The organism is Luteimonas panaciterrae, from assembly GCF_020511115.1.
Classification (GTDB): Bacteria; Pseudomonadota; Gammaproteobacteria; order Xanthomonadales; family Xanthomonadaceae; genus Luteimonas; species Luteimonas panaciterrae.
On the sequence record NZ_JAJAVH010000012.1, the window covers coordinates 31,027 to 51,765 of the forward strand.

At 65.3% G+C, this 20,739-nt stretch carries 15 protein-coding genes and 3 pseudogenes; 5 read left to right on the top strand and 13 right to left on the bottom strand.

Annotated features, from left to right (window positions below; all coding sequences use genetic code 11):
* Window positions 1-73: 73 nt before the first annotated feature.
* From ispH to murJ, 5 genes and pseudogenes are all read right to left on the bottom strand, one after another.
* The gene (gene ispH / locus LG367_RS14375) at window positions 74-1,024 is read right to left on the bottom strand and encodes a 4-hydroxy-3-methylbut-2-enyl diphosphate reductase (protein WP_226469954.1); all 951 of its coding nucleotides are present in this window, start codon (window positions 1,022-1,024) and stop codon (window positions 74-76) included.
* A gap of 10 nt (window positions 1,025-1,034) precedes the next feature.
* A complete protein-coding gene (gene lspA / locus LG367_RS14380; RefSeq protein WP_226469955.1) occupies window positions 1,035-1,553 on the bottom strand; it encodes a signal peptidase II in 519 nt (172 codons plus the stop codon).
* A gap of 38 nt (window positions 1,554-1,591) precedes the next feature.
* Window positions 1,592-4,387, bottom strand: coding sequence for an isoleucine--tRNA ligase (gene ileS, locus LG367_RS14385; RefSeq protein ID WP_226470046.1), 2,796 nt, complete (start codon window positions 4,385-4,387; stop codon window positions 1,592-1,594).
* An 86-nt stretch (window positions 4,388-4,473) separates the two neighbouring features.
* A pseudogene (locus LG367_RS14390) lies at window positions 4,474-5,406 on the bottom strand (bifunctional riboflavin kinase/FAD synthetase); the annotation flags it as partial.
* Window positions 5,407-5,537: 131 nt separating this feature from the next.
* Window positions 5,538-7,196 carry a murein biosynthesis integral membrane protein MurJ gene (gene murJ / locus LG367_RS14395; protein ID WP_226469957.1) on the bottom strand — a complete coding sequence of 553 codons (1,659 nt, stop codon included), beginning with the start codon at window positions 7,194-7,196 and terminating at the stop codon, window positions 5,538-5,540.
* A gap of 146 nt (window positions 7,197-7,342) precedes the next feature.
* On the opposite strand from murJ, the gene rpsT reads away from it, so the two are divergent.
* Window positions 7,343-7,609, top strand: a complete 267-nt coding sequence (gene rpsT / locus LG367_RS14400; RefSeq protein WP_226469958.1) for a 30S ribosomal protein S20 — start codon at window positions 7,343-7,345, stop codon at window positions 7,607-7,609.
* An 88-nt stretch (window positions 7,610-7,697) separates the two neighbouring features.
* Here the strand turns inward: rpsT and cgtA are convergent, their stop codons facing one another.
* The 3 genes from cgtA to rplU all read right to left on the bottom strand — a co-directional run bounded on the left by cgtA (window position 7,698) and on the right by rplU (window position 9,634).
* The gene (cgtA, locus tag LG367_RS14405; RefSeq protein WP_226469959.1) at window positions 7,698-8,804 is read right to left on the bottom strand and encodes an Obg family GTPase CgtA; all 1,107 of its coding nucleotides are present in this window, start codon (window positions 8,802-8,804) and stop codon (window positions 7,698-7,700) included.
* Window positions 8,805-9,043: 239 nt separating this feature from the next.
* A complete protein-coding gene (rpmA, locus tag LG367_RS14410) occupies window positions 9,044-9,301 on the bottom strand; it encodes a 50S ribosomal protein L27 (protein WP_226469960.1) in 258 nt (85 codons plus the stop codon).
* 12 nt (window positions 9,302-9,313) lie between these two features.
* A complete protein-coding gene (gene rplU, locus LG367_RS14415) occupies window positions 9,314-9,634 on the bottom strand; it encodes a 50S ribosomal protein L21 (protein WP_226469961.1) in 321 nt (106 codons plus the stop codon).
* 287 nt (window positions 9,635-9,921) lie between these two features.
* Between rplU and uvrA the strand changes: the two are divergent.
* Together uvrA and LG367_RS14425 are read left to right on the top strand one after the other, a co-directional pair.
* Window positions 9,922-12,792, top strand: a pseudogene (uvrA, locus tag LG367_RS14420) (excinuclease ABC subunit UvrA); the annotation flags it as partial.
* 2 nt (window positions 12,793-12,794) lie between these two features.
* Window positions 12,795-13,208 carry an acyl-CoA thioesterase gene (locus LG367_RS14425; protein WP_226469962.1) on the top strand — a complete coding sequence of 138 codons (414 nt, stop codon included), beginning with the start codon at window positions 12,795-12,797 and terminating at the stop codon, window positions 13,206-13,208.
* Window positions 13,209-13,302: 94 nt separating this feature from the next.
* Here the strand turns inward: LG367_RS14425 and LG367_RS14430 are convergent, their stop codons facing one another.
* A complete protein-coding gene (locus LG367_RS14430) occupies window positions 13,303-15,477 on the bottom strand; it encodes a TIM-barrel domain-containing protein (protein ID WP_226469963.1) in 2,175 nt (724 codons plus the stop codon).
* Between the two features lie 158 nt (window positions 15,478-15,635).
* Entirely contained in the window at window positions 15,636-16,085 is a 450-nt protein-coding gene (locus LG367_RS14435) for a copper chaperone PCu(A)C (protein WP_226469964.1), read from the bottom strand.
* Between the two features lie 46 nt (window positions 16,086-16,131).
* On the opposite strand from LG367_RS14435, the gene LG367_RS14440 reads away from it, so the two are divergent.
* The gene (locus tag LG367_RS14440; protein ID WP_226469965.1) at window positions 16,132-16,905 is read left to right on the top strand and encodes an enoyl-CoA hydratase/isomerase family protein; all 774 of its coding nucleotides are present in this window, start codon (window positions 16,132-16,134) and stop codon (window positions 16,903-16,905) included.
* A 61-nt stretch (window positions 16,906-16,966) separates the two neighbouring features.
* On the opposite strand, the gene LG367_RS14445 is transcribed toward LG367_RS14440, so the two are convergent.
* From LG367_RS14445 to LG367_RS14455, 3 genes and pseudogenes are all read right to left on the bottom strand, one after another.
* On the bottom strand, window positions 16,967-17,839 hold the full coding sequence (locus LG367_RS14445; RefSeq protein WP_226469966.1) for a sulfurtransferase: 873 nt from the start codon (window positions 17,837-17,839) through the stop codon (window positions 16,967-16,969).
* Window positions 17,836-18,701: pseudogene (locus tag LG367_RS14450) on the bottom strand (NUDIX hydrolase). The gene LG367_RS14445 and the pseudogene LG367_RS14450 overlap by 4 nt, the downstream one beginning before the upstream one ends.
* Before the next feature lie 319 nt (window positions 18,702-19,020).
* The gene (locus LG367_RS14455; RefSeq protein ID WP_226469967.1) at window positions 19,021-19,731 is read right to left on the bottom strand and encodes an FKBP-type peptidyl-prolyl cis-trans isomerase N-terminal domain-containing protein; all 711 of its coding nucleotides are present in this window, start codon (window positions 19,729-19,731) and stop codon (window positions 19,021-19,023) included.
* A gap of 221 nt (window positions 19,732-19,952) precedes the next feature.
* Here LG367_RS14455 and LG367_RS14460 point away from each other — a divergent pair, with 221 nt between their 5' ends.
* Window positions 19,953-20,735 carry an enoyl-CoA hydratase/isomerase family protein gene (locus LG367_RS14460; protein WP_226469968.1) on the top strand — a complete coding sequence of 261 codons (783 nt, stop codon included), beginning with the start codon at window positions 19,953-19,955 and terminating at the stop codon, window positions 20,733-20,735.
* Window positions 20,736-20,739 lie beyond the last annotated feature (4 nt).

Genomic DNA, 20,739 nt, shown 5'->3' on the forward strand with positions numbered 1-20,739 from the left:
CCACGGCGACTGAGCCGGGCGTCGCGGACGGGGCCACGAGAAAGCGGGATTTTAGGTTTCACGGCCCCGCCGGTCAATCGACCAGCTGGACGCGCAATTCCTTGGGCAGGGCGAACACCATGCTTTCCGGCTCTCCGGACAGCTCCCGCACCCCAGCTGCTCCGAGCGTGCGCAGGCGATCGATCACGCCCTGTACCAGCACTTCCGGGGCCGAAGCGCCGGCGGTGACGCCGATGTGGCGCCGGCCTTCCACCCAGCGCGGGTCGATCTGCTCGGCCCCGTCGATCAGGTAGGCCTCCACACCCTCGCGCTCGGCCAGCTCGCGCAGGCGGTTGGAGTTGGAGCTGTTGGGCGAGCCGACCACCAGCACCAGATCGCACTGCTGGGCGAGTTCGCGCACGGCGTCCTGGCGATTCTGGGTGGCATAGCAGATGTCGTCGTTCTTCGGCCCCTGGATCGCCGGGAACTTGTTCTGCAGGGCCTGGATGACGCCGCGGGTATCGTCCACCGACAGCGTCGTCTGCGTCGTGTAGGCCAGATTCTCCGGCTGACCGACCACGAGCGCGGCCACATCGTCGGTGTCCTCGACGAGATAGATGCGGCCTGCACCGCCTTCGCGATCCCACTGCCCCATCGTGCCTTCGACCTCGGGATGACCGGCATGGCCGATCAGCACCACGTCGCGGCCGGCGCGGCAATGGCGCGCCACCTCGAAGTGCACCTTGGTCACCAGCGGACAGGTCGCGTCGAACACCTTGAGTTCACGCCGCGCCGCCTCGCCGCGCACCGCCTGCGAAACGCCGTGCGCGCTGAAGATCACCGTGGCGCCGTCGGGCACTTCGCCGAGTTCTTCCACGAAGATCGCGCCGCGCCGCTTGAGGTCGTCGACCACGTAGCGGTTGTGCACGACCTCGTGCCGTACGTAGATCGGCGCGCCGAGCGTTTCGATGGCGCGCTTGACGATCTCGATCGCGCGGTCGACGCCGGCGCAGAAACCGCGGGGATTGGCAAGGACGATGTCCATGGCGCCTAGTCTACTCCCCTGCCCCTGTACGGACGTCACTCGCAGGCTTGCGTTGGAACAGTCCGAACAGAATGATGGCCGCAGCGCCGCCGACGATGGCCGAGTCGGCGATGTTGAAGGCCGGCCAGTAGAAATCGCGCCAGTACCACTGGATGAAATCGATGACGTGGCCGTGAATCAGTCGGTCGACGACGTTGCCGAGCGCGCCACCCACGACCAGCGAGAACGGCAAGGCCGTCCGCCAGTCGCGGCGTGGCGTGCGTGCCAGCCAGTACGCGATCACGCCACTGATCACCACCGCGAGCGCGGTGAACAGATATTTCTGCCAGCCGCCGGCATCCGAAAGGAAGCTGAAGGCGGCACCGGTGTTGTAGGTGCGGTACCAATTCCAGAAGCCTTCGATCACCGGAATGGGCTGATACTCGGGCAGGCTGGACAGCACCCAGGCCTTGCTCCACTGGTCGAGCGCGATGATCGCCACCGAGACCAGCAGCCAGATGAGTGCATTGGGATGAGGGCGGTTGGACATTTCGCTTCAGCCCCTCCCTGCTCGGACAAGAGAACGCATCAGAACCATTTCCTGTCTTCGCCCGGCCCTTCGACATTGGACACGCAGCGCCCGCACAATCCCGGATGCGCGGCCACGCTGCCGACGTCGGCGCGATGCTGCCAGCAACGCACGCATTTCGGTTTCGTGGTCGGCGTCGCGGCAATGGCGATGCCGTGCGCATCGCTGTCGGCATCGATCGAGACATCGCCGCTGATGAAGAAGAAGCGGAGTTCATCGACCAGCGGCGACAGCCAGTTCTGATCGGAAACGCCACAACGTAGCGCGATTTCCGCCTGCAACGCGGCACCGATCTCCTCGGAGGCACGCATCGGCTCCAACACCTTCGTCATCTGCTCGCGCAGCGCGAGCAGCGCGTCGAAATCCTTGGCGGACAGCGCGGCGGTCTCGGGCAGCGGCTCGACGCCTGCGTACCAGGTCTCGAACAGGACATTGTCCTTGCGCGCGCCGGGCAGGTGACGCCACATCTCGTCCGCGGTGAACGAAAGGATCGGCGCGATCCAGCGCACGAACGCCTCGGCGATGCGGAACATCGCGCTCTGCGCGCTGCGCCGGCCACGCGAATCTTCCGGCATCGTGTAGAGGCGGTCCTTGGTAACGTCCAAGTACAGTGAGCCGAGATCGACGCTGCAGAAATTCGACAATGCCTGCACGATCTCGGCGAAGTCGTAACGCTCGTAGGCGTCGACGATCTTCTGCTGCACCTCCCAGGTGCGATGCACGATCCAGCGATCCAGCGCGACCATGTCGTCGAGCGGACGCAGATGCGCCGCCGGATCGAATCCATTCAAGTTGCCGAGCAGGAAGCGCGCGGTGTTGCGCAGGCGCCGGTAGACGTCGCCGCTGCGCTTGAGGATCTCGTCCGACACCGACATCTCGTTGCGGTAGTCGGTGGCGAGAATCCACAAACGCAGCACGTCGGCGCCCATCGCGCCGATCACCTTCTGCGGCTCGATGATGTTGCCCAGCGACTTCGACATCTTGCGGCCGTCGGCATCGACGGTGAACCCGTGCGTGAGCACCTGCCGGTACGGCGCGACACCGTCCATCGCCACGCCGGTCAGCAACGCGCTGTGGAACCAGCCGCGATGCTGATCGGAACCTTCGAGATAGAGTTCGGCCGGCTTGTGCAGCCCGTCCTGCGGACGTTGTTCGAGCACGCAGGCGTGGCTGACGCCCGAGTCGAACCAGACATCGAGGATGTCGGTGACTTTTTCGTAGCGCTCAGCATCGGCGCCCAGCAGCTCCGCGGCATCGAGCGCATACCAGGCATCGGCGCCCTCGCGCTCGACGCGATCGGCCACCTGGCGCATCAGTTCCGCCGAACGCGGATGCATGTCGCCGGTCTCGCGGTCGTAGAACAAGGCGATCGGCACGCCCCAGAAGCGTTGGCGCGAGATCGTCCAGTCCGGACGCGATTCGATCATGCCGCGGATGCGCGCCTGGCCCCAGTCCGGCACCCAGTCCACGTTGTCGATCGCGGTGAGCGCGTCGCGGCGCAGGTTGGCCTGCTCCATCGAAATGAACCACTGTGGCGTGGCGCGGAAGATCACCGGCGTCTTGTGGCGCCAGCAGTGCGGATAGCTGTGGGTGATGACCGAATGCGCCAACAGCGCGCCACTCTCCTTCAGCACCGCGATCAGCACATCGTTGGCTTTCCAGATGTGCAGGCCAGCCAGCACGACATCGCCGGCCGGCGGTGTCGACGGCAGATACAGGCCGCGTCCATCAACGGGATTCAATTGCGCCGCCGTGTATTTGTCGATCAGACCGTAGCGCTGACCCACGACAAAATCTTCCTGACCGTGGCCGGGCGCGGTATGCACGGCACCGGTACCCTCCTCGGCCGAGACATGCTCGCCCAGCAGCAGCGGCACATCACGTTCGGCGTAGAACGGATGCCGCAACAACTTCCCTTCAAGTCCCGCGCCTTTGCTACGACCGTGCACGACGACTTCGTCCACGCCATAACGCGACAGTGCCTTCTGCACGAGTGCTTCCGCCAGCACCAGCCAGCGCCGGCGCCCGGCATGCGCGGGGCCTTCGACCAGCACGTAGTCGAGTTCAGCGCCGAGCGTCACCGCGATGCTCGCCGGCAGCGTCCACGGCGTCGTGGTCCAGATCGGAACCGCGACTTCGACATCCTCAGGCAGCACTGCGCCGAACGTCGCGGCCAACTCCTGCGGCTGCTTCGCCACATAAGCGATATCGACCGCCGGCGATTGCTTGTCCGCGTATTCGATCTCGGCCTCGGCCAGCGCCGACTGGCAATCGAAGCACCAATGCACGGGCTTGAAGCCGCGCACGACGTGACCGCGCTCGACGATCTTCGCCAGCGAACGCACGATGTCCGCCTCGTAGCGGAAATCCATGGTGCGGTATGGGTTGTTCCAATCGCCGATCACGCCCAGGCGCTTGAAATCGCGACGCTGGCCGTCGATCTGTTCGGCGGCGTATTCGCGGCATTTGACGCGGAACGCGGCGGCATCGAGCTTGTCGCCGACGCGTCCAAACTTCTTTTCCACCGCATGCTCGATCGGCAGGCCGTGGCAATCCCAGCCCGGCACGTAGGGTGCATCGAAGCCCGAAAGCAGCTTCGACTTCACGATCACGTCCTTCAGCACCTTGTTGACGGCGTGGCCGATGTGGATCACGCCGTTGGCGTATGGCGGACCGTCGTGCAGCACGAACTTCTTCTCGCGTCCGGCCACTTCCTCACGGATGCGCGCGTACAGATCCTCCGCCTCCCAGCGCGCCAGCGTTTCCGGCTCGCGCTTGGGCAGATCGCCGCGCATCGGGAAATCGGTGGCCGGCAGGTGGATCGTGGCCTTGTAGCGTTGGGTGTCGTCGGCGGAATCTGCGCTCACGCGAATGTGACCTCTGAGAGTATTTCCCGCGCCCTGGCGGCATCGCGGTTCATCTGCGCGACCAGCGCCGGCAGATCGGGGAATTTTTCTTCGTCGCGAAGCTTGGCGACGAATTCGACTTCGATGTGCTTGCCATACAGGTCGCCGTCGAAATCGAACAAGTGTGCTTCCAGCAGCGGTTCGACACCGCCGACCGTCGGCCGCGTGCCGAAACTCGACACCGACGTCATCGGCAGTTCGCCCACGCCATGCACGCGCGTGGCGTAGATGCCGGACAGCGCCGGCGTCTTGTTGCCGAAGCGCAGGTTGGCGGTGGGAAACCCGAGCGTGCGCCCCAGCCGCTCACCGCGCACTACGCGCCCGCCGATCGTGTACGGCTTGCCGAGCAGCCGCGCCGCGGTCGCGAACTCGCCGGCCTGCAGCGTCGCCCGGATGCGCGTGCTGGAAACACGCTCGTCGTCGACCGATACCGGCGCGATCGCCTCGGCGGTGAATCCGTGCGCCGCGCCTTCGCGCCGCAAGGTGTCGAGATCACCCGCGCGGCGATGGCCGAAGCTGAATTCCGGCCCGACATGCACCTCACGTGCTTGCAGGCGCCGCGCCAGCACTTCCCGCACGAACGCTTCCGCGCTCATCGAAGCCAGATGCGCATCGAACCGCAGCAGGCCGACCAGATCGGCGCCGAGCGCGCTCAGTCCCTCGAATTTCGCACGCGCCAGGCTCAACCGTGGCGGCCGTGGCGCATGGCCCGCGGTGGCGAAGAATTCGCGCGGCAGCGGCTCGAAACTCAGCGCCACCAGCGGCACGCCACGCGCGCGCGCGCGCGCAGCGGCGTGGCGCACCAGCGCGCGATGGCCCAAATGAAGGCCGTCGAAGGCGCCGATGCAGACCACGCTCCCCTGCGGACACAAAGGACCGCCATCGACGTCGCGGAACAGCCTGCTCATGAACTCCTGACAAGATTTTGCGGCCGAACCGCAACTTTCAAGTATAGCGTGGGAGGCAGTTCTAGCCGCCGATCCAACCAAGTTTCTGGGAACAACCCCGAAGGAGCTTTGGTCAACGCTCTACCGACCGCTCAATGCCTCAAGTCGCGAGGCCGAATGCCTTGCAGCCACAGCAGCCCGCCGTAGATCACGGCACCGCCGCCGACCACGACCGCCAGCTTCCACACCCGCTCCCACCACGGCCATGCCGTCCAGTCCTGCCAGACCGCCAGCAGACCCAGCACGACGGCGGTCATGCCGATCGCCGCCACCGTCAGCTGACGCAGGAAACGTCCCCAGCCGGCCTGCTGCTCGTACACGGCGGCCCTGCGCAGGTACCACCACAGTTGCACCGCGTTGAGCCAGCCCGCCAAGGCGATCGCCAGCGCCAGGCAGGCATGCGCGCCCGGCAGCAGGCCCAGCGCCTCGAACGGCCGCCCGCCCGCCGCCTGCAGCGCCGCACGACCCGCGTCGGTCAACCACAGCGCCCCCGCCAGGAACAGCAGTGTGGCGACCACGTTGGCGATCACCGCCACCACCGCCGCCTTCACCGGCGTCTTGGTGTCCTGCCGCGAATAGAACGCCGGCGCCAGCACCTTGACCAGCAGGAACGCCGGCACCGCCGTCGACTGCGCCATCAGGCTGAGGCGGGTCATCGCGGTGTCTTCCACCGAGAATTTGCCGTGCTGGAACAGCGTCGCGGTCAGGGCTTCGGCGCACAGGATCAACCCGAGGCAGGCCGGCACGCCGATCAGCAGGCACAGGCGCAGGCCCCAATCCAGGGCCTTCGAAAAGCCGTGCGGATCGGTCGCGGCATGGCGCCCGGACAGATGCGGCAGGATCACGGTGCCGATCGCCACGCCGAACATGCCGAGCGGGAATTCCAGCAGCCGGTCGGTGTAGTACAGCCAGGTCACGCTCCCGCCGATCAGCAGCGAAGCCACCATCGTGTTGAGCAGCAGATTCACCTGCGCCACCGAGGAACCGAACAGCGTCGGCACCATCAATTTCATCACCCTGCGCACGCCGGGATGCCGCCCGCCCCAGCGCGGACGCGGCAGCACGCCCAGTTTCGCCAGCGACGGCAGCTGGAACACCAACTGCAGGATGCCGGCGACGAACACGCCCCAGGCCAGCACCAGCACCGAATGATCGAAGAACGGTGCCACGCCCAGCGCCGCCGCGATCATCGCCACATTGAGCAGCACCGGCGACAGGGCGGGAATCGCGAAACGCTGATAGCTGTTCAGGATGCCGCCGGCCAGCGAGGCCAGCGAAATGAACAACGCATACGGGAAGGTGATGCGCAGCATCTGGATCGCGAGCTCCCCCTGCTCCGTATCGACACCGAATCCCGGCGCGAACAGCGGCATCACCCAATGCGCGGCCAGCACCACCGCCGCCGTCAGCACCAGCAGGGCCGCCAGCAGGGTGCCGGTGACGCGATCGACCAGTTCCTTGACCGCCGCGTGATCGTGCTTGGCCTTGTACTCGGCCAGCACCGGCACGAAGGCCATCGAGAACGAGCCCTCGGCCGACAGCCGGCGCATGAAATTGGGGATGCGGAAAGCGACGAAGAAGGCGTCCATCGCCGGGCTGGCCCCGAAACTGCCGGCGTAGACCTGGTCCCGCACCAGCCCGGACACCCGGGACAGGAAGGTCATGGAGCTGAATACGGCCGTGGAGCGCAACAGGCCGGACTTGCGCGGCTGGGGGGCGGGGACGGCGGCGGAGGGTTCGGGGGCGCTCATCGCCAGCCTCCCGCCCGGGCGTCTGCCCTAAACTTGTTCTTGACGCAAGTCCCTGAATCCACCAGAATAGTTGGCTTGCTTTTCCCGGGCATGCCCGGTTCGTTTTTCTCAGACCCCATCTCTACACCAGTTTTCAGGATCCCATCGTGGCCAACATCAAGTCCGCCAAGAAGCGCGCCAAGCAGGCCGTCGTGCGCAACCTGCGCAACAACAGCCAACGTTCGCAGCTGCGCACCGCCGTGAAGAAAGTGCTCAAGGCCATCGAAGCGGGCGACGCCGCCGGTGCCAACGAAGCCTTCAAGATCGCTCAGCCGATCCTCGACCGTTTCAGCTCCCGTGGCCTGATCCACAAGAACAAGGCCGCCCGCCACAAGAGCCGCCTCACCGCGCGCATCAAGGCGATCGCCGCTTAAAAAGCCCGCACCCCGCAGGACGCTTGAGTCCTTCCTTGGGGTCGCTGCGAAAAACCCGGCTTCGGCCGGGTTTTTTGTTGCCCGCGGCTCAGACCGCATCAGGGGCGGCTCCGCTTTTGTCGGCTCCGCTTTCGCCGACGTCGCCTTCAGCGGCTTGCTCCGTTTCGCGCGCTTCCTCGCGCAAACGATCGAAGAAGGCCTGCACGTCCAGCATGATCGGCCAGGTGCCCTCGCGCCCGATCGCCGAGACCAGGTACCAGGGCTGATCCCAGCCGAGCGCGGTCACGATCTCCTGCGCGAGCGCCCGCGCCTCGTCCTCGAACATCAGATCGGCCTTGTTGAGGATCAGCCAGCGCGGCTTCTCCAGCATCGCCGGATCGTACTTGCGCAGCTCGCGCTCGATCGCGCGCACCTGCTCGACCGGATCGGCGTCGACCACGCCTTCCATCGGTGCGATGTCGACCAGGTGCAGCAGCAGCCGCGTGCGCTGCACGTGACGCAGGAACAGGCTGCCGAGTCCGGCGCCATCGGCGGCGCCCTCGATCAGCCCGGGAATGTCGGCGATCACGAAGCTGCGATGCGGCTCCACGCTCACCACGCCGAGATTCGGGTACAGCGTGGTGAACGGATAGTCCGCCACCTTCGGCGTCGCCGCCGACACCGCGCGAATGAAGGTGCTCTTGCCGGCGTTGGGGAAGCCGAGCAGACCAACGTCGGCCAGCAGCTTCAGTTCCAGCTTGAGCGTGCGCTCCTCGCCCGGCAATCCCGGCAGCGCCTTGCGCGGCGCGCGGTTCACTGAGCTCTTGAAATGCATGTTGCCGAGGCCACCCTTGCCGCCCTTGGCCACGAGCAGGCGCTCGCCATGACGGGTGAGGTCGCCGATCACCTCGTCGGTCTCGACGTTCGTCACCACGGTGCCGATCGGCACGACGATGGTGATGTCCTCGCCACCCTTGCCGTATTTCTGCTGTCCCATGCCGTTCTCGCCGCGCTGGGCGCGGAACTGCTTCTGGTGGCGGAAATCGACCAGCGTATTGAGGTTCTCCGACGCCTCGAGCCAGACACTGCCGCCATCACCGCCGTCGCCGCCATCGGGGCCGCCGAGCGGAATGAACTTCTCGCGACGGAAACCGACGCAGCCGTTGCCGCCGTTGCCAGCGGTCACGGTGATTTCAGCTTCGTCGACGAGTTTCATGGGGAGATTGTCGCAGTGTTCGGTGAAGTGGCGGAGAAGTGAGGAATCGGAACTGGAAAGGCTAATCGCTTTCGCCCTTGTTCGTCATTCCCGCGAAGGCGGGAATCCATGCTCGGATTCTGTCCTGAGCATGACATCTCATCTGAGCTGATCGACATGGATTCCCGCCTTCGCGGGAATGGCGAACAAAAACAAAGAACCCCGCCGCAGCGGGGTTCTTTGCGCAACAGCAACGATCCTTACGCCGAAACGATGCTGACGGTGCGGCGCTTCTTCGGACCCTTGGTCGAGAACTCGACCTTGCCGTCGACCAGCGCGAACAGCGTGTGGTCGCGGCCGAGACCGACGCCCATGCCCGGATGGAACTGGGTGCCGCGCTGACGCACGATGATGTTGCCGGCCTCGATCACCTGGCCGCCATAGATCTTCACGCCGAGGTATTTCGGGTTGGAATCGCGGCCGTTGCGCGAGGAACCTACGCCCTTTTTATGTGCCATGACTGCGACTCCTTACTTGTTACCGGAACCGGCAATACCGGTGATCTCGATTTCGGTGTAGTGCTGCCGGTGGCCCATCTGCTTGCGATGGTGCTTGCGGCGGCGGAACTTCACGATGCGCACCTTGTCGGCGCGGCCGTGGGACTTGATGGTGGCGGTGACGGTCGCGCCCTTCAGCGCGTCGCCGAGGGTGACACCCTCGCCGTCGCCGAGCATGAGCACGTTGTCGAACGTGATCTCCTTGCCCGCTTCGGCGTCGAGCTTCTCGACGCGAATCGTCTCGCCCTTCATCACGCGGTATTGCTTACCGCCAGTGACTAGAACTGCGTACATGACCAAGCTTCCTCTGTAGTTATTGTGGTCGCTGCCCGCCATCGAGGGCGAACAGAAGCGGAATTGTATGGGATTCAGCGAGTTACGGTCAACCCGGCCCGCCCCCTCTCCCGCCCCGTCCGGCAGGGGCCCGGACGGCCGGGTCTCAGCCAGTGAGACGCCCCATTCCGAGACTGGCAATCTTTTGATTTGCCCCCAAATCATCGGCTCGGTAGGCTGATCGATTGCTTCCTGCCGCCCTTCCCGCCCGGCCGCCCCGGGCACAGCCCAACCGGATCCCCCACCCGATGGCGATGGACACCATCCGCATCCGCGGAGCCCGTACCCACAATCTGAAGAACCTCGATCTCGACCTGCCGCGAGACAAGCTGATCGTGATCACCGGCCTGTCCGGCTCGGGCAAGTCGTCGCTGGCCTTCGACACCATCTATGCCGAGGGCCAGCGCCGCTACGTCGAGTCGCTGTCGGCCTACGCGCGCCAGTTCCTGAGCGTGATGGAGAAGCCGGACGTCGACCATATCGAGGGCCTGTCCCCGGCGATCTCGATCGAGCAGAAGTCGACCTCGCACAACCCCCGCTCCACCGTCGGCACCATCACCGAGATCTACGACTACCTGCGCCTGCTCTACGCCCGCGTCGGCCTGCCGCGCTGCCCCGACCACGGCTATCCGCTGGAGGCGCAGACGGTCAGCCAGATGGTCGATCAGGTCCTGGCTCTCGATCCTGAAAAACGCTACATGCTGCTGGCGCCGGTCATCCGCGAGCGCAAGGGCGAGCACGCGCAGGTGCTCGAGCAGCTGCGCGCGCAGGGCTACGTGCGCGTGCGCGTGGACGGCCAGCTGCACGAAATCGACGCCGTGCCGCCGCTGGCCCTGCGCCAGAAGCACACCATCGAGGCCGTCATCGACCGCTTCAAGGTGCGCGAGGACATCAAGCAGCGCCTGGCCGAATCCTTCGAGACCGCGCTCAAGCTCGGCGACGGCATGGCGGCGGTGCATTCGCTCGACGACGAGAAAGCGGATCCGCTGCTGTTCTCCTCCAAATACAGCTGCCCGGTCTGCGACTATTCGCTGCCGGAGCTGGAACCGCGCCTGTTCTCCTTCAACTCGCCGGTCGGCGCCTGCCCGACCTGTGATGGCCTCGGCGTGAGCCAGTTCTTCGATCCGGGCCGCGTGGCCGCGCACCCGGAACTGTCGCTGGCCGCGGGCGCGATGCGCGGCTGGGACCGCCGCAACGCCTACTACTTCTCGATGATCCAGTCGCTGGCCAAGCACTACAAGTTCGACGTCGATACGCCGTGGCAGGCACTGCCGGAGAAGATCCAGCAGATCGTGCTGTACGGCAGCGGCAACGAGCAGATCAACCTCACCTATCTCAGCGACAGCGGCAGCAAATACCAGCGCAAGCACAAGTTCGAAGGCATCCTGCCGAACCTCGAACGCCGCTACCGCGAGACCGAATCAGCCGCGGTGCGCGAGGAGTTGGCGAAATACATCAGCGAACGCCCCTGCCCCGACTGCGGCGGCGCGCGCCTCAACCGTTCCGCGCGCAACGTGTTCGTCGCCGATCGTGCATTGCCCTCGATCGTGGTGCTGCCGATCGACGAAGCACTCAACTTCTTCGGTGAACTCAAGCTGCCGGGCTGGCGCGGCGAGATCGCGACCAAGATCGTCAAGGAAATCCGCGAGCGCCTGAGCTTCCTCGTCGACGTCGGCCTCGACTACCTCACGCTGGAACGCAAGGCCGACACGCTCTCCGGCGGCGAGGCGCAGCGCATCCGTCTCGCCTCGCAGATCGGCGCCGGACTGGTCGGCGTGATGTACGTGCTCGATGAGCCGTCCATCGGCCTGCACCAGCGCGACAACGAGCGCCTGCTCGGCACGCTGACGCGCCTGCGCGACCTCGGCAACACCGTGATCGTGGTCGAGCACGACGAGGACGCGATCCGCCTGGCCGACCATATCGTCGACATCGGCCCCGGTGCCGGCGTGCATGGTGGCGAAGTCGTCGCCGAAGGCAGCTACGCGCAAGTATTGAAAGCGCCGCGTTCGGTCACCGGACAATTCCTCAGCGGCAAGCGCCGCATCGAGGTGCCGGCTCTGCGCCACAAGGCGCAGCCGAAAATGCAGCTCAAGCTGCTCGGCGCCTCCGGCAACAATCTGAAGGACGTCGATCTCACGATTTCCGCCGGCCTGTTCACCGCCATCACCGGCGTGTCGGGCTCCGGCAAGTCGACGCTGATCAACGACACCCTGTACGCGCTGGCCGCCAACGAGATCAACGGCGCTTCGCACAAGCCGGCGCCGTATCGTGAAGTGAAGGGTCTCGATCTGTTCGACAAGGTCGTCGACATCGACCAGTCGCCGATCGGGCGCACGCCGCGCAGCAACCCCGCCACCTACACCGGCCTGTTCACGCCGCTGCGCGAACTGTTCGCGGCAGTGCCGGAATCGCGCGCGCGCGGCTACTCGCCGGGCCGTTTCAGCTTCAACGTGCGCGGCGGCCGTTGCGAGGCTTGCCAGGGCGACGGCCTGATCAAGGTCGAGATGCACTTCCTGCCCGACGTGTACGTGCCCTGCGATGTCTGCCACGGCAAGCGCTACAACCGTGAGACGCTGGAAATCCTCTACAAGGGCCACAGCATCCACGACGTACTCGAGATGACGGTCGAGGACGCACTGAGGCTGTTCGAGCCGGTGCCCGCGCTCGCCCGCAAGCTCGAGACGCTGATGGACGTGGGCTTGAGCTACATCAAGCTCGGCCAGCCTGCCACCACGCTTTCCGGCGGCGAGGCGCAGCGCGTCAAGCTGTCGAAGGAACTCTCGCGCCGCGACACCGGCCGCACGCTCTACATCCTCGACGAGCCGACCACCGGCCTGCACTTCCACGACATCGAGCACCTGCTCACCGTGCTGCACAAGCTGCGCGACGACGGCAATACGATCGTGGTGATCGAGCACAACCTCGACGTGATCAAGACCGCCGACTGGGTGGTCGATCTCGGCCCGGAGGGCGGCCATCGCGGCGGCCAGATTCTCGCCGAGGGCACACCGGAAGATCTCGCACGCGAGCCGCGCTCCTACACCGGACAGTTCCTCGCCAAGATGCTCGGCGTGGAGAACAACAACAAGAAACCTTCGCGCAAGAAAGCCGCCGCCGCATGATGAGCCTCGACAACCGCAAGACGCTGTTCCGCCTGCCGATCGAGCTGCGCTGGCGCGATCTAGATGCGTTCAACCACGTCAACAACTCCAACTTCATGACGTACCTGGAGGAGGCGCGGATCCGCTGGTTCGACTCGTTCTACGACAACTGGTCGGTGGACGAGACCGCGCCGCTGCTGGCCGCCGTGCAGATGAACTACCGCGTGCCGATTCCCTACCCGGCGAGCGTCGCGGTGGAGCTTTACGCGGAGCGCGTGGGCAACAGCAGCCTGACCATCAGCCATACCATCGTCAGCGAGGACGGCAGCACGCTGTACGCGGACGGCCACGTGGTGATGGTGTGGATCGATCGTCGCAGCGGACGGCCGACGCCGTTGCCCGAGATCGTGCGCGCGGCCGCGGAGCGTTGAGGTTCTCGCGAACGCCGGAGCCCGTCATGACGGGCGGACAGGGATGAAAGCAGCCATCGGCGCATGAGCTGCTTTCGCTCCCCGGGGCGATGCATTATTTCTTCGCGGCTCCCGACAGCGGCACCACGATGCCGCTCGTCTCCTCGCCTTTGGCGCTGAACATCCCCGCATCGGTCAGCACCTGCACCACCACGTCGCGCTTTGGCCGCGCGCGTGCGCCTTCGCCACGCGCGATCGTCACGTGCGCCGCGCCATCCCTGACTTCAGCGCGATAAGTGGTGAGGCGGTAATCGCCTTTCTGGTAGCCGTATCCCTCGCCCGCGTCTTCATAGAGCTGGCCTTCCGCGACACCCTTGTCGTCGAGGTTGACCAGCAGCGTGAGCGGATCCAGCGATTCCTCGCCGGTGTGCTGCACGATCCTGCCCAGCGGCAGGATCGCGCCGCCACGCAGCTTCAGCTCCGCCTGATACGGATCACTGGCATCGCCATCCACCAGCGAGAATTTTCTCCAGGTGCCGGAAGGCAGTTTCGGCTTCCGCGCCCAGCGCGGCACGATCAGCAGATCGCTTCCCAGCAGGAATGCCTGCTCCTCCCCGCGCAAGGCAAGATCGCGAGGATCGGCGAAGAAGACGGGCTGCATCACCGGCACGCCGGTGAGCGACGCCTCATGGAACAGCGTGTAGAGATACGGCAGCAGACGATAACGGCGCTCGATCGCGATCCGCGCGGTTTTCTCGACCTTCGGCCCGAACGCCCACGGCTCCTTGCGCGGCCCATCCTTGATCGCGTGACCGCGCGAGAACGGATAGAACGCGCCCACCGCGATCCAGTGCGCCCACAAATCCGCCTCGGCCTCGCCTCCGAAGCCGCCGACATCCGGACCGCTGAATGGCTGTCCCGACAAACCGAGATTGATCGACATCGGAATCGACAGCTTCAGATGCTCCCACGACGAGGTGTTGTCACCGGTCCAGGTGGCCGCATAACGCTGCCCACCGAGAAAATTCGAGCGTGTGAGCACGAACGGACGCCGATCGGGATTGGCCGCCATGATGCCTTCCCGCGTGGCCTGCACCATCAGCAGTCCATAGACGTTGTGGTATTGCAGGTGTGGCCCCGGCGCCAGTTCACCGCCGCCGCGATGCTGGTTGTCGACGGGCATGGTGTGATCGGGCACGTTGAAGACGGCCGGCTCGTTCATGTCGTTCCAGACGCCATCGATGCCCTGCGCCATGAAGTCGCGATACAGACCCGACCACCATTGACGCGTCCGCGGACGCGTGAAATCGGGGAACACGGTCATGCCCGGCCAGACTTCCCCCTGATAGTTGCCGCCCTTCGCGTCCTTCACCCACACGTCCTGCGCGGTGCCGCTGTCGTAGACCGTGTAGCCCGGATCCGACTTCACGCCGGGATCGATCATCCATACGTTATGGAAGCCGCGCGCTCGCAGATCGGCGTTGAACCGCTTCGGGTCCGGGAAATGCTTCGGGCTGAAGGTGAAGACGCGGAAACCGTCCATGTAGTCGATGTCCATCCACAGCACATCGGCCGGAATCCTGCGCTTGCGGAATTCGTCGGCGATGCGCAGCGCTTCGCTGTCCGGGAAATACGACCAGCGCGATTGCTGGTATCCCAATGCCCAGCGCGGCGGCATCGGCATCGTGCCGATCAGGTGCGCCAGCTTCTTCATCACCGCCTGCGGTCCGGTGTCGTCGATCACGATCACCGGGAACGGTGGACCGTCGCTGACGAATTCGATCGCATCGCCGGTCGTCAGCTCGGCACGCCACGTGGTATCGAACAACACGCCGAACGCGGTGCCGTTCTTGCGCACACCCAGCACCCAGGGATGCGATTGATACAGACGACGGCCATCATCATCGGCGTAGCCGAAGTTGTCGGTATTCCATAGCTTGATGCTGCGGCCGTTACGACGAAGCGGGCCGGTGACCTCACCTGTGCCGTAGAAATCGGTATCCGGCGGCACCGCCACGCGGACGCGCGTCTTGCCGTCGCGGCGTTCGAACACCGGCATGATGTCCCATGCCTCGGGAAAAGCGAGCTTGATCTCGGGCTTCTTCGTCAGCGCCAGCGTCGCCGGATAATCGGTGACATCTTTCGGGAGGAATAGCGCGACTCCCGGTTCCAGCAACCCCTGCTTGCCGATCACGAGCTTCTCCGTATCCCGATCACTTACGGAAACGTTTGTGGACATCACGCCGACCAGAAAGCACAGGCACCACAGACTTCGTTTCAGTGCGTTCATGACACCTCCCGACGGCCGAGCCGGAGGCGAGTATGCCGTCAGCATCCCGCACGTGCGAGATGTTTCATGCGGTTTGGGACGCGCCGCTCATCCCGATGACGCGAAATATTCCGCGCATCACAAGCACGGAAAGAGAACTGCTTTCGTTCCCGGAAACGTCAAGGCGTGTTGGGCTTGCGCACTTCGAATTCACCGAGCAGCTTGCCGCCGCCGGACAGTTCGAATTCGACCACCACCTTGCTGCCGGCCTGCAGCGTCGCATGCGGCTTCATCAGCATCAGATGCATGCCGCCCGGCTTGAGCACCGCCGAGTTGTCCGGGGCGATACGCAGCTCGGGCACGGGACGCATGCGGTTGACGCCGTCGACCAGGCGCGTCTCGTGAAGCTCGACACTGCCGAAGGCAGGGCTGCTGGCGCCGGTGATCGTGACCGGCACCGAACAGCGATTCTCGATGCGCCCGAAGCCGGCCATCATCGGCATGCCGGCGGGACCGAGCCTCACCCAGCCCTCACGCACCTGCGGCTGACAGTCGCGAGCGAATGCCGGGGCCGAGACGAACATGAAGAGGACGGATGCGGACAACAGGAGGTGGCGGATGCGCTTCATACCCCTATGATAACGCCCTCCCCGCAACGAACGCTGGATACCGCGCATGACCGCACTGATCGAGAGCACTGACCACGGCCAGATCCGCGAATTGCGTCTGGCGCGCGCGCCGGTGAATGCCTTGAATCCCGAGTTGTGCACCGCGCTGGCGGACGCGGTCGCGCGCGCGGTGAGCGACGGCGTCGGCGGCCTCGTGCTCGCCGGTGGTCCCAAGGTGTTCTCGGCCGGACTCGACGTGCCCTACCTGCTGAGCCTGCAGGACAAGGTGGCGCTGAAAGCGGCCTGGGAAAGTTTCTTCACCGCGGCCCGCTCGCTGACCGAAAGCCCGATCCCGGTCGTGGCTGCGATCGCCGGTCATGCGCCGGCCGGTGGCTGTGTGCTGGCGTTGTGCTGCGATTATCGGGTGATGGCGAACAGCCCTTCGCCGGATCGCCCGTTTCAGATCGGCCTCAACGAAACCCGCGTCGGTCTGGCGGCTCCCGAAGGCATTCAGCAGCTGATGCGCCGTGTGGTCGGCACCTATCGCGCCGAACGCCTGCTGGTCGCGGGCGAGATGGTCAGCGCCGAGCGGGCATTGGCATTGGGGCTGGTGGACGAACTGGCCGAAATCGAACAGGTGCCGCTGCGCGCCCGCGCATGGCTCGAACAGCTATTGCAGCTGCCGCGTTCGCCGATGCTGCAGACGCGCGCGTTCGCGCGCGCGGACTTGATCGAGGCGCTGAAGCCGGAGCGCATCCATCTCGACATGTTCATCGATGCCTGGAGTGATCCCGATACGCAAGCAGGGTTGCGTGCGTTGGTGGCGAAGCTGGGGAAGTAAGCCGGTCAACAGGAAGCGCGGGTTTTGTCCGTCATTCTTGTGAAGGCGGGAATGACGAGCTTTATTTTTCACCCGTGGCAATCGGACGCGAAGGCTCTTCGATCCAACCACTCCATGAACCCGTGTAGAGCTTCGCTCCCGTCAGTCCCGCATGCGCCATCGCCAGCAGGTGATGGCAGGCGGTGACGCCGGAGCCGCACATCGCCACGACATCCCGCGGCGCATGCCCTTCAAACAATTGCGCGAACTCTTCGGCCAATTGTTCCGGGGATTTGAAACGGCCTTCGACAAGATTCCGCGCATAAGGCCGATTCACCGCGCCCGGCACGTGCCCGGCCTTGCGGTCGATCGGCTCGACTTCACCACGAAAGCGCTCGGCCGCGCGCGCATCGACCAACAGGCCGCCTTGCGACAGATGCGCTTGCACGGCCTCGGCATCGAGCAACCGATCACGATCGAATCGAGCCTCTGATGCCGCGCGATATGTCCGCGGCACAGGCTCGGGAATCGCGGTATCCACCGGCAACCCCTGCGCGTTCCAGCGCGACCAACCGCCGTCGAGCACAACGACGCGTTCGTGGCCCAATGCTTGCAGCAAAAACCATAGCCGTGCCGCATAGGCGCCATCGCCGTCGTCGTAGGCGACGACCTGATGCGACGGCGTCACGCCTCGCGAGCCCAGCCATGCCGTGAACGCGATGACGTCCGGCCAGGGATGTCTGCCCGCGCCAGATACATGCGGGGAACTGAAATCCGACAGATCACGATCAAGATGCGCATACAGCGCGCCCGGCACGTGCGACTGCCGGTACGCGGCTTCACCCGCACCGGGCGCGGCCAGCGAGGCGCGGGTATCGAAGACGACCAGATCGTCGCGACCGAGCGCATCCGCAAGGGCTTCGGCCTGCGCCAATGTTGTCCAGATCGCGGTCATGCGCTCGCCTGCTCGCCGACTTGTTCCAGGCGTTGCCGGAAGTTGTACAGAATCGCCGCCGTCACACCCCAGATGCGCTGCGTCGGCGCGCTGGGCGGACGACGGAACTCGGGAACGCGACGCTTCCGCCCGCGATATTCGACTTCGACGAGTTCGAGATTCTCCGGCGTCATCAACCAGTCGAGCGGCACTTCGAACACATCCGAGACTTCGTCCGGATGCGGCACGGCGACGAAGGACGGATCGATACGCGCCACCACCGGCAGCACGCGGAATCCGGTGATGGTGTCGAACAGATCGAGATACCCGAGCGGCCGCGCCAACTGCAGCGCGAGGCCGACTTCCTCCTGCGCTTCGCGCAAGGCGGCGGCGGCCGGACCGGCATCAGCGGATTCGATGCGACCACCCGGGAAGCTGACCTGCCCCGCATGGTGGCGCAGCGCATCGGTGCGCCGCGTCAGCAATACCTGCAAGACACCGTCGCGCGGAATCAGCGGAACCAGCACCGCGGCATCGGCGGGCTTGTCGCTCTCGAGCGGCAGCAGCAGATCGATCATCTCGCTGCGGTTCCAGGCGTCGCCGGACGGTGCCGTCTGCAATGGATGCAGGGCGCGTTCGATGCGCTGCAGCGGAATCTCCATGAGCGAATCGTCCGTCATCATCATGTGCGCGTGGCTCCGCGCTGTGGCAACACGACGCGCATCAGATGCAGGCGCTCGTCGTCGCTCATCTGCAGCCAGCGCGTGATCTCCGCGGAACTGCGATGGCACCCGTGACAGAACCCGCCCTCGTCGAGCGTGCATACTCCGATGCATGGCGTCGGAATCGCACGGATTGGGGTATTGAGAGGCAGGGCTGTCATTGCAGAAGTGAGGATACGGGAAAAAATTACGCCGGGTGAGGAGCCGCGTGTAGTCGATGCCCTATCGGCATCGACTGCGGCGACATCGAGCCACGCTGTCGGCGTGGCGAGGGCTTTACGCGCCCGGCCAGGGATGGCCGGGCCGGACATTCCGAAGCAGAACAGTCTCGCCAAGGATGGCAGCAGAGGATTTTCCCAACATTCGCAGCGGCAAACGAGTGCCAAAAAAATTGCGCCGGCATTAGCCGGCGCAATAGATCAGCAGCAAGTCATTTAATGCCCGCCTGCGCGGGGATGACTTGAACGCTATGCGTTCAAGTCACTTCACGCTGACCAGCGTGACGTTGAACACGACGGCCTGGTTCGGACCCACAGGCGACTGCGGCGTGTTGCCGTAGGCCTGCGCGGCCGGCAGCACCACTTCCCAGTTCGCGCCGGGCGTCATCTGCGTCAGCGCTTCGCGCAGACCGGTCAGCGGAATCTGGCTGACCTTCAGGCTCACCGGACCACCCTTCTGGCCTTGCGGCGGGTTGGCGGTGTCGACGAAGGTCTGTCCGTCCGACAGCGAACCCTTGTACTGCAGCGTCACTTCGCTGGCCTGGGTCGGCTTGGCGCCGCTGCCGGCCTTGATCTCGCGGTACTGCACGCCGCTCGGCAGCGTCTTCACGCCGGGCTTGGCCTTGTTCTGGGCCAGGAAGGCATCGCTCTTGGTCTTGTTCTCGGCCGAAACCTTCTCGAACGCGGCCTTGGCCTTGGCCAGCTGGCGGTCCTGCATGCTCTTGACCACGGTGCGCAGCTGATCGACCGGAACCGCCGGCTGCTTCTTGCCGTAGGCGTCCTGCAATGCCTTGATCACGGTGTTGATATCGACGGCTTCGCCATTCTCGACCAGATCGGCAACGTTGCTGCCCATGTCATAGCCGATCGCATAGCTCAGCTTGCCTTTCTCGGAGGTGGTGTCCTGGGCCGAGGCAACGCCGGCCGTCAGGGTCAGAGCCGCGAGGGCAGCGGCAAGCAAACGCAACTTCATGCTGATGAGTCTCCAGGAATTCCGTGGATGGGCCAACAAGACTTGGGGCGGTCGAACCGCCCCATTTGGACGGGGTAGGATACCTGCCGCCGGGCTGAATCGCCACTGACGACTGCCCTTACGACCCTCGCCGGCCCGACAAGTTCCTTGGAATGGCGGGTTCGTCGAAAATTCCGAGCCCGCGCGTTCCGTGCGGATTTTCCACCCAAATACAGGCTCTTATGTCCGATTCGCCCCTGCTGATCTCCGACCGTGACGGCGTCCGCGTCATCACCGTGCACCGTCCGGAAAAACTGAATGCGTTGAACGCGGCCACCTTGGACGCCCTGCACACCGCCTTCGACGCCGCCGCCGAGGACGCGGCCGTGCGGGTCGTGGTGCTCACCGGCGCGGGCCCGAAGGCTTTCGTGGCCGGCGCAGACATCGCCGAGATGGCCGGCCTGACGCCGGTACAGGGGCGCGATTTCTCGCAGCGCGGTCAGCGCATGATGCGGCGCGTGGAGCGCATGCCCAAACCGGTGATCGCGATGATCAACGGCTTCGCGCTGGGCGGCGGCCTGGAGCTGGCGATGTGCTGCCATCTGCGCATCGCCGCCGACAGCGCCAAGGTCGGGCAGCCGGAGATCAATCTCGGACTGATCCCGGGATTCGGCGGCACGCAGCGCCTGCTGCGGCTGGCCGGCCGCGCCGCGGCACTCGAACTGTGTCTTGCCGGCGCACCGATCGATGCCGCGCGCGCGCATCAGCTCGGCATCGTCAATCGCGTGGTGCCGGCGGCGGAACTGGACGCGGAGACGATGAAGCTCGCCACGCAATTGGCGACGGCGGCACCGCTGGCGTTGCGCGGCATCCTCGACTGCATCATCCACGGCGGCGAGACCGGACTCGAGGAAGGCTTGGAATACGAGACCGCGCAGTTCGGCCTGATCTTCTCCACCGACGACATGCGCGAAGGCACTTCCGCGTTCCTCGAACGGCGGAAGCCGGAATTCCACGGGCGCTGAAACT